This window comes from Agromyces sp. Soil535, assembly GCF_001428255.1.
Classification (GTDB): Bacteria; Actinomycetota; Actinomycetes; order Actinomycetales; family Microbacteriaceae; genus Agromyces.
In genome coordinates, this window is the sequence record NZ_LMRW01000027.1 from 176,737 (window position 1) to 190,710 (window position 13,974).

Consider the following 13,974-nt stretch of genomic DNA (forward strand, 5'->3'; position numbering starts at 1 on the left):
GCCTCATCGCGCTCGCTTCCGCCGCAGGAAGCGTTGTCCACAGGCGCGCCGCGATTTCCCAGCGCCGCTCGGCATAGCCGATAATGGAGAGGTCAGCCACGAAAGGGGTAGCTCAATGGCGGCCATGAAGCCACGCACTGGAGACGGGCCAATGGAGGCTGTGAAGGAGGGTCGCCTCATCATCGTGCGGGTTCCACTCGAAGGCGGTGGCCGCCTCGTCGTCTCGGTGAACGACGCTGAGGCCAGGGAGCTCTACGACGTCCTCGGCGGCGTCGTGAACCCCGCCTGAGTCAGGCGCCCAGCTTCACGATCTGCAACAGGCCGTCTCCCGCAGGGGAGACGGCCGTTGCCACGGCAGGAGACGCGGCGAGTTCGGTGATCAGCTCGCGGAAGGCGGTGGCGGCGTCGTCACGGCGCGCCGGGTCGGCCACGCGGCCCTTCCAGAGCGCACGGGCCACGAGCACGGAGCCGCCCGGCTTCGCCAGGCGCAGGCCGTGCTCGACGTACTCGATCACCGACGGGGCATCCGCGTCGATGACGACGACGTCGTAGGAGCTCTCGTTCATGCGCGGCAGCACCTCGCTGGCGCGGCCCGCGATGAGCCTGACCCGTGCAGGGGCGATGCCCGCGTCGGCGAAATGCTCGCGTGCGTGCTGCTGGTACTCGTTCTCGGTGTCGATCGACGTGAGCATCGCGCCGCGTACGGTCTGCAGCATCCACAGCCCCGAGACGCCGACCCCCGTGCCCACCTCGATGATCGACTCGGCACGCGCGGCGGCGGCGATCACGGCGAGCTGCGCGCCCACCGCGGGGGAGACCGGTTCGATGCCGAGCTCGAGGGATTGCTGGCGCGCCTTCACGACCGCGTCGGTCTCCACGACCGACTCGTCGACGTATTTCCAGTTCAGGTCTCGATCGGACACGTGCGGCTCCCGGGGAAATCTCTCGAGCCCCGAGCCTACTGGCCTCTCGCGTTGGGCGTTCGCACGCCTCGCCGCCGACTATCCTGTAGTGGTGTTCGGTCTGACGTTCGAGAAACTCCTCATCATCGGGGTGATCGCCGTCTTCCTGCTCGGGCCCGAGCGACTTCCCCACTACGCCGCCCAGCTCGGTCGACTCGTGCGCTCCCTGCGCGACATGGCCAACGGGGCGAAGGACCGGGTCAAGGAGGAGATGGGCCCCGACTTCGACGTCGACTGGAAGAAGCTCGATCCGCGCCAGTACGACCCGCGCCGCATCATCCGCGAGGCGCTCACCGACGTCGACCCCTTCTCCGAGCCGGCGAAGCCCGTCGTGGCGCGCGCGGCCGTGAACGAGAACTCCGCCTACCTGCAGCACAAGCGCAAGCGCGAGGCGCTCGGTGCCGACGAGGCGGCGCCGTTCGACTCCGAGGCGACCTAGCACCTGCCGACCCGGCCGCCCCCGGCCGCCGGTGCCGCGGTCGTGTCAGCGGCGACGGATGGCGCGCAGCACCCGCGCGAGCAGCAGGAAGGGCCCCGCGACCAGACCGAAGTCCCTGCCCGAGCGCGGCAGGGGCAGGATGCCCGTCGACACCGTGACCGGCTCCACGAAGCGCAGCAGGCCCTCGGGTCCATTGCGACGCCCGAGGCCCGAGGCCTTCACGCCGCCCATCGGCGCGTCGACGGAGCCGAACGTTCCCCGGTACCCCTCGTTGATGTTGATGCTGCCGGCCTCGAGCGAGTCGGCGACCCGACGTCCGCGACGCCGGGAGCGGGTGAGCACCGACGCGTTCAGCCCGTACTCACTCGCGTTGGCGGCGAGGATCGCCTCCTCCTCGCTGTCGACCAGGAAGAGGGAGGCCACCGCGCCGAAGGTCTCCTCGGCGTAGACGCGCATGTCGGGAGTGACACCGGTGAGCACCGTCGGCTGGAAGAACCAGGGACCGATGTCGGTGCGCGGACGGCCGCCGGCGAGCACGGTCGCGCCCTTCGCGAGCGCGTCGTCGAGGTGGGCCTCGATGCGCTCCAGCTGTGCGGCGGTCGCAAGCGAGCCGAAGTCGGCTCCGTAGTCGAGCGACGAGCCGAGGGTCGCTCCGTCGAGCCGCTCGACGAGCGCCTTGGTGAAGGGTGCGGCGACCGCTCGGTGCACGTAGATGCGCTCGGTCGAGACGCACAGCTGGCCCATCGCCGAGAAGCACGCGTAGGCGGCGTCCGCCGCGGCCTGCTCCGGGTCGACGTCGTCGAGCACGAGCATCGCGTTCTTGCCGCCGAGCTCGAGCGACGCGCCCACGAGGCGACGGCCTGCCTTCTCGGCGATCTTGCGACCCGTGGCGGTCGAACCCGTGAAGCAGATGTAGTCGACCTGGTCGGTGAGCGCCTCGCCGACCTCGCTCGCCGGGCCCGCGACCACGGCCCAGAGCGCCTCGGGCAGGCCCGCGTCGATGAAGGCACGGCGCAGCGCGAGGATCGACAGGGCCCCCTGGTCGTCGGCCTTCTGCACGACGGCGCACCCGGCCGCGAGCGCGGGCACGACGTCCATCGCGGCGAGGCTGAGCGCGTAGTTCCACGGGGTGATGACGCCCGCGACGCCCTTCGGCCGGTACCGCACGCGGGTGGTGCTGGCCAGCGGCACGCCCGCCCGTCGGGTGCGGCCGCGGAGCACGCGCCGCGCGGAGAGGGCGTTGTACCTGGTCACCGATGCGGCCTGGTAGACCTCCTCGAGCGCCTGGCCGCGGGTCTTGCCGCTCTCGAGCTGCACGAGGTCGAGCAGGAGGTCGGCCCGGTCGAGCAGCAGGTCGTGCGCCCGGAGGAGCACGCGCCGGCGCTCGGCGAAGCCGGCCCGAGCCCAGGCGAGCTGCGCCAGCCGCGCACGGGCGACGGCGTCGCGCACGTCGTCGGCGCTCGAACGCGGCAACTCGTGCAGGGTCTCGCCGGTGGACGGCGTGGCGACGGCGACGGTCTCGGAGCCCGATGCGACGACGTCGTCGGTGAGGCTCGCGAACAGTTCGGGGGATGCCGTGGGGGCGCGCATGGGCACAGTCTAGGACAGTTGACCCACTTCGCCCGTCGGTGAGTACACTGCCTCCATGACCGCACCGGAGCGATCCCTGTCCCGCGGCGTCGTGACCCGGTACGCGATCGGCTCGATCGGCACCGGCGGGTTCGCGACGCTGCCCGGTCTCGTGCTCGTCTTCTACCTCACCGACACCCTCGGCGTGAGCGCCCTCTTCGCGGGTCTCGTGGTGACCGCCGCGAAGGTGTGGGACGTCGTGATCGACCCCTGGATCGGCGAACGCAGCGACCGCGCCCTCGTCGCGACCGGCACGCGGCGCACGTGGATGCGCGTCGGCGCGCTCGCGCTGCCCCCGGCATTCGTCATCACGTTCGCGGTCCCCCCGGGGATCGCGCCCGCGGCATCCGGGGCGTGGGTGTTCGTGGCCTTCCTCGCCACCGCGACCGCGTTCAGCCTGTTCCAGGTGCCGTACATCGCCCTGCCCGCCGAGCTCACCGACGACTACGACGACCGTACCCGCCTGTTGACCTGGCGCGTGGTGGTGCTCAGCGCGGCCATCCTCCTCTTCGGGGCCGGCGGTCCGCTGCTGCGGCGCGCGGGCGGCGGCGACGAGGCGCTCGGCTACCTCGTGATGGCGGTCGTGGCGGGCCTCGTGATCGGCGCGGGCATGTTCGTCGCGACCTCCACCGCGCCGAGGGGCCGACCCGCGGCCGAGCGCGCGCGCCGTAGCATCCGGGCAGGGTACGCGGAGGGCCTCGACGCCCTGCGGCGCAGCCGGCCGTTCCGCGACCTGCTCGCCGCGTTCGTGCTGCAGGGCCTGGCGACGGGCGTCATGCTCGCCGGCGCGAACTACGTGGCGGTGTGGGTGCTCGAATCGGAGGATGCGCTGACGTTCCTGTTCGTCGCGCTCATCGCGCCCGCGGTGCTGTGCGCCCCGCTCTGGGGTCGCCTTGCCGCCCGCATCGGCAAGGAGCGGGGGTTCGCGTTCGCGAGCGCCCTGTTCGCGGTCGCCGCGGCGAGCCTCATCGGCATGCTCTGGGCACCGGGCGCGTGGGTGTACGGGCCCGTGGCCCTGGCCGGGGCCGCCTACGCCGGCATGCAGTCGCTGCCCATGGCGATGCTGCCCGACGTGATCTCCCACGATGCGCGGGAGCACGGCGACGGTCGCGCCGGCAGCTTCGGCGGCGTATGGACGGCCGGGGAGACCGCAGGCATGGCGCTCGGTGCGACGCTGCTCACGATCGCTCTGGCCGTCACGGGCTACCTCGAGTCGACCGGCTCCGCCGCGGTCGCCCAGCCCGGTGCCGCGATCGTCGGCATCGTCGTGAGCTTCAGCCTGCTGCCGGCCGCGCTCGTGCTGCTCAGCCTCGTGCCGCTCGGCCGCTACCCGTTGCGGCGGGGCGACATCGAGGCGGATGCCGCGGCCGAGGCGGCCATGCGATGAGTGCCTTCCGCCGGGATCCGGCCGACGTCCTCGCCGAGCTCGAGGTGCTCCGCGCCGCCGACGCGCCGACGCACGGCGGGCGCGTGCTGTCGTACGTCTACGACTCCGGCGTGCCCGAGCTCGACGAGCTCGCCGCCGCGGCCGCCCGGCTCATGCAGCCCGTGAACGGGCTCGACCCCACGACGTTCACCTCGGTCGCCGCAATGGAGTCGGGGCTCGTCGGGTTCGCCCGCCGGGTGTTCCACGGCGATGGCGACGTGGGCGGCGTCGTGGTGGGATCGGTGACCTCGGGCGGCACTGAGAGCTGCCTGCTCGCGGTGAAGTCCGCGCGCGACGCCTGGCGCTCCGCCCGAGCCGGAACCCCGCGGATGCCGCGGCTCGTCGCCCCGGTCACGGTGCACGCCGCGTTCCACAAGGCGGCCGAGTACTTCGGGCTCGCGCTCGACCTCGTGCCGGTGGATCCCTCGACCGGCTCGCTCACCCCAGCGGCGATCGAGGAGCGCCTCGGCGACGACGTGGCGCTCGTGGTGCTGAGCGCTCCCTCGTACCCGTTCGCGAGCCTCGACCCGATCGCCGACGTCGCCGCCGTGTGCGCCGCGCGGCACATCGCCCTGCACGTCGACGCGTGCATCGGCGGATTCGCGCTCGCGTTCTGGCCCGACGAGCTGCCCGCCTGGGACCTCATGGTGCCCGGGGTGACCAGCCTCTCTGCCGACCTGCACAAGTACGGCTACGCGCCGAAGGGCGTGTCCGTGCTGCTCACGCGCGGGCGCGACCGCCAGCGCCGCCAGTACTTCGCCACGACGGCGTGGCCGGGTTACCCGGTCGTCAATCCGACCATGGCCGGTTCCAGGCCTGCCGGCCCGCTCGCCGCGGCATGGTCGATCACCGAGGTGCTCGGCGAGACGGGGTTCATCGAGCTCACCGGGCGCGCGGCACGCGCCACCGAAGCGCTGCTCAGCGTCGTCGACGGCATCGACGGCCTCCGCGTGGTCGGCGCCCCGACCGGTCCGCTCCTCGCGGTCGCGACCGACGACGAGGTCGCACCCGAGCGTCGCGTCGACCCGCATCATTGGGCGGATGCCGCCCGCGCGCTCGGGTGGCACTTGCAGCTGCAGCCCGGCCTCGCGCAGGCCGACGGCACGCGCCTGCCGCACACCACGCACCTCACCGTCACGCCCGTGACGGAGGCCGCGCTGCCGGAGCTGTCCGCCGCGCTCGTGGCCGCGGCCGACGAGGTGCGCGGGGTGCGGAGGGTCGACGGCGGCGAGCTGCTCGCCGGCCTCGCGGCCGAGCTGCCCGGCGGCGCGGGCGCGCTCGCCGCGACATCCGAGGGACTCGACTCCGACACGGCCGCGGCGCTGCTCACGGCGTTCGGCCTGCTCGGCGGAGCGGGCGCAGCGGGCGCAGCGGGCGCAACCGGGGCGCTGCCCGACCGGCTCGCTCCGGTGCTGGCGCTCGTGGAGGCGCTGCCGGGCCCGCTCACGGAGCGTCTGCTCGTGGAGCTGCTCGCGCGCGTCGTCGAGCCTCGCGGCTGAGTCGCGCGCTCAGCCGGCGCCGAGGTCGAGGCCGCATCGCTCCGTGTAGTACGCGTAGAGCTCCGCCTTCAGCCCGTCGCTCGCCGGCACGTCCAGACGGCCGGCGCGCCCGTCGCTCGTCTCGATCTCGAACGGGAGGATGGTGCCGCGCTTGTCGTCGGCGAGGGCGTGCGCATCGCATCGCGCGGGCCGCACCGGCAGGCTGATGACCGACGGCGCCTCGCCCGCCGCCACGTCGATGCCGAGCGTCCAGTCGGTGCCGTCCTCCGCATTCAGCAGCGTGGTGCCGTAGATGCGCGCGATGCGCATCGTCCCGTCACCGGATGCCGCGGGCTCGATCGCCACGTCGACGAACGCTCGCCGATCGGTGCCCGCGCCCGTGGAGCGCAGGTGCTCGGGCATCACGATGGCCGCGGCGTCGGCGACGGACTGCGCGAGGCAATCGGCCGCGTTCACGCGCGCGACCGTCTCGAACGGGTCGTCGGCCGTGAGCTCGCCTGTGGCGTCCTCTCCCGTCCCGGCGCGGGCGTCGAGCCGCACCAACACGGGCGCGGGCTCGGCATCGCAGCGGCTCGGCGGAAGCTCGAGGCGGATCGCGATCGCATCGTCGGCGGCGAGTTCGAACGGCTTCGTGCGCTCGAGGCCGCCGTCCAGGGTCGGCGTCTCCACCGTGAACCGCTCGACGGTGACCGTCTCGTCGCCCGTGTTCTCGAAGCGCACCACCAAACGGCCCTCGACGACGTCGAGGCGGCCCTGCTCGATCGCGACCGAGAGTCCCGGCGGCAGCGACGGCGATGCCGCGGGAGCAGCGCACGCGGCAAGGGCGAGCGGTGCCCACGCGAGGGCGGCGACGAGCGCGAACGTGCGGGCGAGGCAGGCGCGCGGCATCCGGCTCACGACGCGATCACCGCACCGAGACGTCGAGGCGGCGACCGCCGAGCGAACGGGGGAGCGCGGCGAGGCGCGCCGCGACCCCTTCGATCGCGCGTGCGGCCGGGTCGTCGGGCGCCGCGACGACCACGGGCGTGCCCGCGTCGCCGCCCTGCCGCAGGGCGATGCTGAGCGGCACGCTCGCCAGCAGCGGCACGGGCGAGGGCTGCCCCTCCGAGAGGCGCTCGGCGACGAGCGCACCGCCGCCCGCGCCGAACAGCTCGACGAGGCCGTCGGGCCCGGCGAATCCAGCCATGTTCTCCACGACGCCGACGATGCGCTGGCCCGTCTGGCGTGCGACCACGCCCGAGCGCTCGGCGACGTCGGCGGCGGCCGGCTGCGGCGTCGTGACGACGACGACCTCGGCGTTCGGCAGCAACTGCCCGAGGGAGATCGCGACGTCGCCGGTGCCCGGCGGCAGGTCGACCAGCAGCACGTCCAGGTCGCCGAAGTACACGTCGGTGAGGAACTGGGTGAGGGTGCGGTGCAGCATCGGCCCGCGCCAGGCGACGGCGACGGATGACCCTCGCCCGCCGGGCTCGGTGGGCTCGACGAACATGCCGATCGAGATGACCTTCACGCCGTGCGCGACGGGCGGCAGGATCATCTCGTCGACCCGGGTGGGGCGAGCGGCGTTGCCGTGCTCGTCGACGAGGCCGAGCAGCCCGGGGATCGAGAAGCCGTGCACGTCCGCGTCCACAAGGCCCACGGAGAGTCCCCGAGCTGCGAGCGCGACGGCGAGGTTCGCGGTGATCGTGGACTTGCCCACGCCGCCCTTGCCGCTCGTGATCGCGATGACTCGCGTGAGGCTGCCGGGGCCGAACGGGTTGCCGCGCGCCGCGCGGCCGCCGCGCAGCCGCTCGGTGAGCGCGGCACGCTGTTCGGGCGTCATCACCGACAGGGTCACGTCGGCGTTCCCGGTCCCCGCGACGGCCTCCGCCGCCTGCCGCACGTCGCGTTCGATGCGGTCGGAGGCGGGGCATCCGACGATCGTCAGCCGGATGCCGACGTGCACGCGGCCGTCGGCGCCCGCGGACACGGAATCCACCATGTCGAGGTCGGTGATGGGCTTGCGGATCTCGGGGTCGATCACCGACGCGAGCGCGGCCCGAACCGACGACGCGAGCGCATCCGCGGCGCCGCCGGGTTCGGGTCGGGGCGCCGTCGGCTCAGGATGCGGCATGCTCCCGCTCCTCCTCGTCCTTGCGGTCGAGTTCCTCGAGCACGGCGCGCAGCTCGGCGCGGATGAACTCCTTCGACGCCAAGTCCCGTACGGCGAGGCGCAGAGCCACCACCTCGCGTGCGAGGTACTCCGTGTCGGCGAGGCCGCGCTCGGCTCGCTGCCGGTCCTGCTCGATCTGCACGCGGTCGCGGTCGTCCTGCCGGTTCTGGGCGAGCAGGATGAGGGGGGCGGCATACGACGCCTGCAGCGACAGCACGAGCGTGAGCGCCGTGAATCCGATCGCGATCGAATCGAATCGCAGCGGCTCGGGCGCGAACGCGTTCCACGCCATCCAGGTGATCGCGAACACCGAGAGCCCGAGCAGGAAGCCCGGGGTCCCCATGCCCCGCGCGACCCACTCCGTGAATCGGCCGAACCGGTCGTTGTCGCCCGACCCGCGGAAGGGCGCAGATCGGCGCGTGCCTTTCGGGGTGTCGAACCTGCGGTCCTCGACGTCAACGCGTGCCATCTCCTGCCCTCCTTCCATGCGGGATCGGGATGCTTCCGGTGGTCATCTGGGCTCGCGCCGCGGCGCGGCGCCCCACTTCGGTCTCATCGGGATGACTGCGCCAGTCATCGGGCAGGAGGTAGTCGAGCACGTCGTCAATCGTCACCACCCCGACGAGTCGATGCTTCTCGTCGACCACCGGCACCGAGACGAGGTCGTAGCTCGCGAGGATGCGGCTGACCTCGGCCGCGGAGGTGTCGGCGGTCACGGGCTCGAGGCCCTGGTCGATCAGGGTGCCCATGCGCTCGTGCGGCGGGTAGCGGAGCATCCGCTGGAAGTGCACCATGCCGAGGAACCGGCCGGTGGGCGGCTCGTAGGGCGGAAGGGTGACGCACACCGCGGCGCCCAGTGCGGGCGGCAGGTCGTGGCGGCGGATGAGGGCGAGCCCCTCTGCGACGGTCGCGTCAGCCGAGACGATGATCGGCTCGGTGGTCATGAGGCCGCCGGCCGTGTCGGGGCCGTAGGAGAGGAGGAACCGCACGTCCTCAGCCTCCTCGGGCTCCATGAGCTCGAGGAGGTGCTCACCGCGCTCCTCGGGCAGTTGAGCGATGAGGTCGGCGGCGTCGTCGGGCTGCATGTGGTCGAGCACGTCGGCGGCTCGGTCGTCGCCGAGGCGTGCCAGGATCTCGACCTGGTCGGACTCGGGCATCTCCTCGAGCACGTCGGCGAGGCGGTCGTCGGGCAATTCCTCGGCGACCTCCTGGCGGCGCTGCGCCGGCAGGTCGAGCAGCGTGTTGGCGAGGTCGGCCGGCTTCAGCTCCGAGTACGTGGCGATGAGCTGCTCGGCCGACTGGGCCTCGCCGCTCGCCGTCAGCTCGCGCACCTCGCGCCACGTCACGTAGGCGGACTGGCCCTTCGAGAACGGCGATGCGCCCTTCGGACGCCGCACGAAGAGCTGGTCGACCTCCCACTCGCCGCGCTCGCGCTCCTCGATCGCCACATCCTCGATGGTCGCCTCACCCGAGCCGTCGTTGAAGTCGACCTTGCGGCCGAGCATCTCGGCGATCACGCGCACCTCGCCGCCGCGCTGCTCGAAGCGCCGCAGGTTGATGAGCCCCGTGGTGATGATCTGGCCGCCGCCGATGGAGGTGACGCGCCCGATCGAGACGAACACGCGCCGCTTGCCGGGGATCTCGACGATGAGTCCGACCACGCGCGGAGGGTCGTTCCTGCGGTACACGACGAGGACGTCGCGCACCTTGCCGACCCGATCCCCTGCGGGGTCGAAGACGGCGCACCCGGCGAGTCGGGCGACGAAGACTCTCGTGGCGCTCACGCTACCAACTTAGCCCCCGGAGCCGGGATCGCGGCCCTCCCGGCGGGGCCCCGTGGCGCGCGTGGGAGAATGGCCGGGTGAGCACCCAATCCCCATTCGGCGGCCGCCTGGGCCGCACGTTCCCGACCCTGCCGAAGGGCGAGACCGTGGCGAGCTTCGAGACCTACGCCGAGGCGCAGGCCGCGGTCGACACGCTCGCGAAGGCCGCCTTCCCGGTGAAGGAGCTCGCGATCGTCGGCACCGACCTCACGAGCGTCGAGCGCATCACGGGCACGCTCAGCTGGGGTCGAGCCGCCGGGGCGGGTGCCCTGTCGGGTGCGTGGTTCGGCACGTTCCTCGGGCTGCTCTTCTTCATCTTCGCGCCCACCGGCGCCTCGCTCGGCGTCCTCATCTCCGCGGTGCTCATCGGCGCCGGGTTCGGCATGATCTTCAGCGTCGTGTCGTACTCCATCAATCGGCGCCGGCGCGACTTCACCTCGGTCATGCAGGTGCTCGCCACGCGCTACGCGATCATCGCCGAGCCGGAGCACATCGACCGGGCCCGCTCGGTGCTGGGCGTCGACGCGCCGGCCCCGGGGCCTGCGAGCCCTGCCGTGTCGCCGCCCGGCTCGCCGTCGCATCCCGTGAGCTACGGCGAGGCGACGGATGCCGCGCGCCGGGCCGCCGCAGCGGCGCCGCCCGCCGAGTCGGCGCCGGCGCGGGAGCGGCCCCGTTACGGGGAGCTAGCGCCGACCGAGGCCGAGTCTGCGGACTCGACGGATGCCGCGGCATCCGCCGACTCGGGCTCCGACGACGGAGCCGGGGCAGCGTCGTCGGAGCGCTGAGCGAGGCTCGCCGTTCCCAGGGCTTCGCCGCTACCAGCTGAGCGGCTGCTCAGGGGTGTAGAGCCATACCTCGAAGAACGCGTCGAGGTCCTGTCCCGAGACCTCCTCGGCGAGATCGGCGAAGTCCTGCGTGCTCGCCGTGCCGCCGCCGAAGCGCTCCACCCACGTCTGCGCCAGCTCGAAGAAGGCGTCGTCGCCGATCTTCACTCGCAGGGCATGCAGGGTGGCGGCTCCCCGGTCGTATACGGGGCTCAGGAAGAGGCCGAACGGGCCGGGATCGGCGACCACCGTGCCCCACTCCGTCTCGGGGTCGGCGTAGTACGCGTCGAATGCCTCCTGCGCGGTGTCGCGACCGCGGAACTCGTTCCACATCCACTCCGAGTAGGTGGCCCAGCCCTCGTTGAGCCAGATGTCCGCCCAGCGGTAGGTGCTCACCTCGTCGCCCATCCATTGGTGGGCGAGCTCATGCACGATGGTGCCCTCCCGGGCCCTGCGCGAGAAGAAGGAGCGAGTCTGCGTCTCGAGCGCGTAGCCGACGGAGTCGTCGTCGACGATCGCACCGTACGAGTTGAACGGGTACGGCCCGTACAGCCCCTCCAGGAAGACGAGCATCTCGCCGGTGAGCGCGAGATCCACGTACTGCGACGCCAGGACGTCCTGGTCGAGTGCGTCGATGATCGGGGTGCCGTTCGGCGCCGTGTACTGGTCGAGCGTGAAGTCGCCGACGCTCGCGGTGGCGAGGTAGGCGGCCATCGGGTCGGGTGCGTCCCACGTCCACGTGGTCGTGCCGTCCGCCGTGCTCGAGCCGGTGAGCAGGCCGTTCGCGACGGCGACCAGGCCCTCGGGCACCGTGACCTCGAAGCTGAACGACGACTTGTCGGTCGGGTGGTCGTTCACGGGGAACCACGTGGCCGAGCCCTCGGGCTCGCTCACGACCATCGCGCCGTCACGGGTCGTGACCCAGCCGTACAGCGCGCCCTCGATGTCGGTCGGCTGGATCGTCGTGCCCCCGTACGTCACGACGACCTGCGCCTCTGCGCCCGACTTGAGCTTTGGGCGGGGAGTGATGACCAGTTCGTTCTCGGTCTGCTCGAAGGTCGCCGGCTTGCCGTCGACCGTGACCGATGACGCCGTGAGCCCACGGAGGTCGAGGTTGAACCGGTCGAGGTCCTGGGTTGCGACGAGGTCGATCGTGGCGACGCCGTCGAGGTGTCCCTCGATGGGTGCGGGCTCGGGCGGGGCCGGCGTGTAGTCGAGGTCGAGGTCGTAGTGCAGCACGTCGGTGCCGCCATTGCCGGCGAGCGGGAAGTACGGGTCGCCGGCGCCGTCGGAGCCGGCCCCGTACTTCGGGGTGCCGGGATCTCCCGGCGCGGCGAGGGCGACGGCGGGCGCGCCCATCACGGCGATCGCGGCGACCGCCGATCCGAGGGCGAGGAGTGCGTGGCGACGACGGGACGGCATGGATCCTCCAGCGTTCGGCGGTGCGATCGGCAGTGCTGCCCAATGTAGACCCATGCGGTTCGGCCCGCGAGAGTTGCGGCGCACGTCCAACTTCGCGATATATGCGTGTCTCGCATGGTCACGCAGCAAGAGCTCGAGCTCGAGATCACCGAGGGCGAGCGGCCGGATCGGCCGATCCGGCGGATGCTCCGCGGCATCCGTCACGGCATCGAACGGCGCCCGGCGTTGCGACGCACCTATCGCGTGGTCGTCGGCGTGCTCGGCGGCGCCATCGCCGTGGGCGGACTGCTGCTCGTGCCGCTCCCGGGGCCGGGCTGGCTCGTGGTGTTCCTCGGACTCGCGATCCTCGGCACCGAGTTCGCGTGGGCGAAGCGATTGGCAGCGTTCACCAAGCGCCAGCTCGCACGGTTCTGGGCGTGGTGGCGGGCGCGCCGCGCCGCGCGTCGCTCAACTACCGTCGGCTGAGCGTCACCACGAGGACATCGCAGCGGCAGAGAGCACGAAACCGTGGCCGCTCGCCGAGTCCTCGCAGCGGACGCCGTCGCCCTCCGGCGTCCAGGACACGGCGTCGACCGTGATCCGCTCGTTCGGTGCGAGGACATGCGGGCTCTCCATGCCGCCGAACGACACATCCGTGTGCCGCTGAGGCATGGGTGACGCATCGCCGGTAACGACCAGCCCGTTGCGGCATCCGACCTCGACCAACTGTGCGCAGTACTCCGCGAACGACGTCTCCTCCCATGTCCAGGTCGGCCACGAGAGCACCGCGCAACCCCACTTGAGTCCGACGTCAGAGTTGACGATCTGACAGTTCACGTCGCCGGCGGCGGCCCCGAACGTGAGTCCTCCCGCCTGTAGGTTCCACGCGAAGATGGCATTTTCCACGACACTTGGCATACAAATGGCATTTGTGCCATTCGTCGTGGAATTCGCCCTCGAGGAGGGGCCGATCTTCCGTGTCTCCTGTGGGTTCCACGCGTAGATCCGCGCCCGCATGGTTTGCGTTGGAGACGCCGCCTCTGGGACGTGATTGGTCCGTTCCGTATTCGAACCTGAGAGGCACCGCCGGGACGAGTAGAACGACGCGGGTATCTTCACCGAACTCGAACAGCTCTGCCTGGACGCGTACGACCGGATGATCGGCCTGGACCTTGCGAACCTGGTCATCGACGGGTGCATCGTCAAGGCCCCGCTCGGCGGCGAAGTCGCGGGCCGTTCCCCAGTCGATCGCGGCAAACAGGGCACGAAACGCTCCGTCATGGTCGACGGGAAGGGGATCCCGCTGGGCGTGGTCGTCGCAGGCGCGAACCGGCACGACTCGCCATTGCTGGAGCCCACGCTCGGCAAGCGAGCTTGGTTCGGGCCCTGGCTGCCCGAACAGATCACCGTCCACCTGGACGCCGGCTACGACTCCGGCAAGACCCGTGACCTGATCGACGGGATGTGCTGTGACTACGTCATCAGCAAGAAGGGCACCCCGCTGCATACCGGCGCCCGCTGGGTCGTCGAGCGCACGAACTCATGGCACAACCGCGGCTTCCGGAAGCTCCACATCTGCACCGAACGACGCGTCCGCGTCATCGAGGCGTTCATTGCCCTCGCCAACGCGATCATCATCACCCGCAGGCTCATCGCCGAAGCCTGGACACGCTACCGCTGGGACGGGCGCCCAACCCGACAGCCCTGACCTATCCGCGCAACCTCTTATTCGCCATTTGTCCTGGAGTTGCGTCCGAAGGGATGTTGAACCCCTTCCTTCACGTGCTGAATCAGCACGTGATCGACCGGAGGCCGGTTC

14 protein-coding genes and 1 pseudogene are annotated in these 13,974 nt (G+C 71.8%); 7 read left to right on the forward strand and 8 right to left on the reverse strand.

The window, feature by feature from the left end; all coding sequences use genetic code 11:
* The first annotated feature begins 115 nt into the window (after positions 1-115).
* Positions 116-289: a DUF3117 domain-containing protein gene (locus ASG80_RS23195; protein WP_082590791.1), complete on the forward strand. Its 174-nt coding sequence runs from the start codon at positions 116-118 to the stop codon at positions 287-289.
* 1 nt (position 290) lies between these two features.
* Here the strand turns inward: ASG80_RS23195 and ASG80_RS20505 are convergent, their stop codons facing one another.
* Positions 291-923: an O-methyltransferase gene (locus tag ASG80_RS20505; protein ID WP_056734209.1), complete on the reverse strand. Its 633-nt coding sequence runs from the start codon at positions 921-923 to the stop codon at positions 291-293.
* 88 nt (positions 924-1,011) lie between these two features.
* Between ASG80_RS20505 and ASG80_RS20510 the strand changes: the two genes are divergently transcribed.
* Positions 1,012-1,401 (forward strand): twin-arginine translocase TatA/TatE family subunit, encoded by a 390-nt coding sequence (locus ASG80_RS20510; RefSeq protein ID WP_235508423.1) that lies wholly within the window; start codon positions 1,012-1,014, stop codon positions 1,399-1,401.
* 45 nt (positions 1,402-1,446) lie between these two features.
* Here the strand turns inward: ASG80_RS20510 and ASG80_RS20515 are convergent, their stop codons facing one another.
* Positions 1,447-2,991: a succinic semialdehyde dehydrogenase gene (locus tag ASG80_RS20515; RefSeq protein ID WP_056734211.1), complete on the reverse strand. Its 1,545-nt coding sequence runs from the start codon at positions 2,989-2,991 to the stop codon at positions 1,447-1,449.
* 55 nt (positions 2,992-3,046) lie between these two features.
* On the opposite strand from ASG80_RS20515, the gene ASG80_RS20520 reads away from it, so the two are divergent.
* Both ASG80_RS20520 and ASG80_RS20525 read left to right on the forward strand, forming a co-directional pair.
* Complete coding sequence (locus ASG80_RS20520; protein WP_056734213.1) at positions 3,047-4,417, forward strand: MFS transporter; 1,371 nt, start codon at positions 3,047-3,049, stop codon at positions 4,415-4,417.
* Entirely contained in the window at positions 4,414-5,955 is a 1,542-nt protein-coding gene (locus ASG80_RS20525; RefSeq protein WP_056734215.1) for an aminotransferase class V-fold PLP-dependent enzyme, read from the forward strand. Before ASG80_RS20520 ends, ASG80_RS20525 begins: the two co-directional genes overlap by 4 nt.
* Before the next feature lie 9 nt (positions 5,956-5,964).
* Here the strand turns inward: ASG80_RS20525 and ASG80_RS20530 are convergent, their stop codons facing one another.
* From ASG80_RS20530 to ASG80_RS20545, 4 genes are read right to left on the reverse strand one after another with little or no spacing between them, the layout of a single operon-like run.
* Positions 5,965-6,852, reverse strand: a complete 888-nt coding sequence (locus tag ASG80_RS20530) for a hypothetical protein (protein WP_156401990.1) — start codon at positions 6,850-6,852, stop codon at positions 5,965-5,967.
* Positions 6,853-6,859: 7 nt separating this feature from the next.
* Positions 6,860-8,068, reverse strand: coding sequence for an Mrp/NBP35 family ATP-binding protein (locus ASG80_RS20535; protein ID WP_056734219.1), 1,209 nt, complete (start codon positions 8,066-8,068; stop codon positions 6,860-6,862).
* Positions 8,055-8,576, reverse strand: coding sequence for a DUF1003 domain-containing protein (locus ASG80_RS20540; RefSeq protein ID WP_156401991.1), 522 nt, complete (start codon positions 8,574-8,576; stop codon positions 8,055-8,057). The genes ASG80_RS20535 and ASG80_RS20540 overlap by 14 nt, the downstream gene beginning before the upstream one ends.
* A complete protein-coding gene (locus ASG80_RS20545; protein WP_056734223.1) occupies positions 8,563-9,891 on the reverse strand; it encodes a magnesium transporter MgtE N-terminal domain-containing protein in 1,329 nt (442 codons plus the stop codon). Before ASG80_RS20545 ends, ASG80_RS20540 begins: the two co-directional genes overlap by 14 nt.
* Positions 9,892-9,968: 77 nt before the next feature.
* Between ASG80_RS20545 and ASG80_RS24240 the strand changes: the two genes are divergently transcribed.
* Positions 9,969-10,715, forward strand: a complete 747-nt coding sequence (locus ASG80_RS24240; protein WP_200952644.1) for a general stress protein — start codon at positions 9,969-9,971, stop codon at positions 10,713-10,715.
* Between the two features lie 30 nt (positions 10,716-10,745).
* Here the strand turns inward: ASG80_RS24240 and ASG80_RS20555 are convergent, their stop codons facing one another.
* Positions 10,746-12,176, reverse strand: coding sequence for a M1 family metallopeptidase (locus ASG80_RS20555; protein WP_056734226.1), 1,431 nt, complete (start codon positions 12,174-12,176; stop codon positions 10,746-10,748).
* Positions 12,177-12,290: 114 nt separating this feature from the next.
* On the opposite strand from ASG80_RS20555, the gene ASG80_RS20560 reads away from it, so the two are divergent.
* Entirely contained in the window at positions 12,291-12,641 is a 351-nt protein-coding gene (locus ASG80_RS20560; RefSeq protein ID WP_056734228.1) for a TIGR02611 family protein, read from the forward strand.
* 3 nt (positions 12,642-12,644) lie between these two features.
* Here ASG80_RS20560 and ASG80_RS20565 read toward each other — a convergent pair whose 3' ends face one another.
* The gene (locus ASG80_RS20565) at positions 12,645-13,061 is read right to left on the reverse strand and encodes a hypothetical protein (protein ID WP_056734230.1); all 417 of its coding nucleotides are present in this window, start codon (positions 13,059-13,061) and stop codon (positions 12,645-12,647) included.
* Positions 13,062-13,263: 202 nt separating this feature from the next.
* Between ASG80_RS20565 and ASG80_RS20570 the strand changes: the two are divergent.
* A pseudogene (locus ASG80_RS20570) lies at positions 13,264-13,863 on the forward strand (transposase); the annotation flags it as partial.
* Between the last annotated feature and the right edge of the window lie 111 nt (positions 13,864-13,974).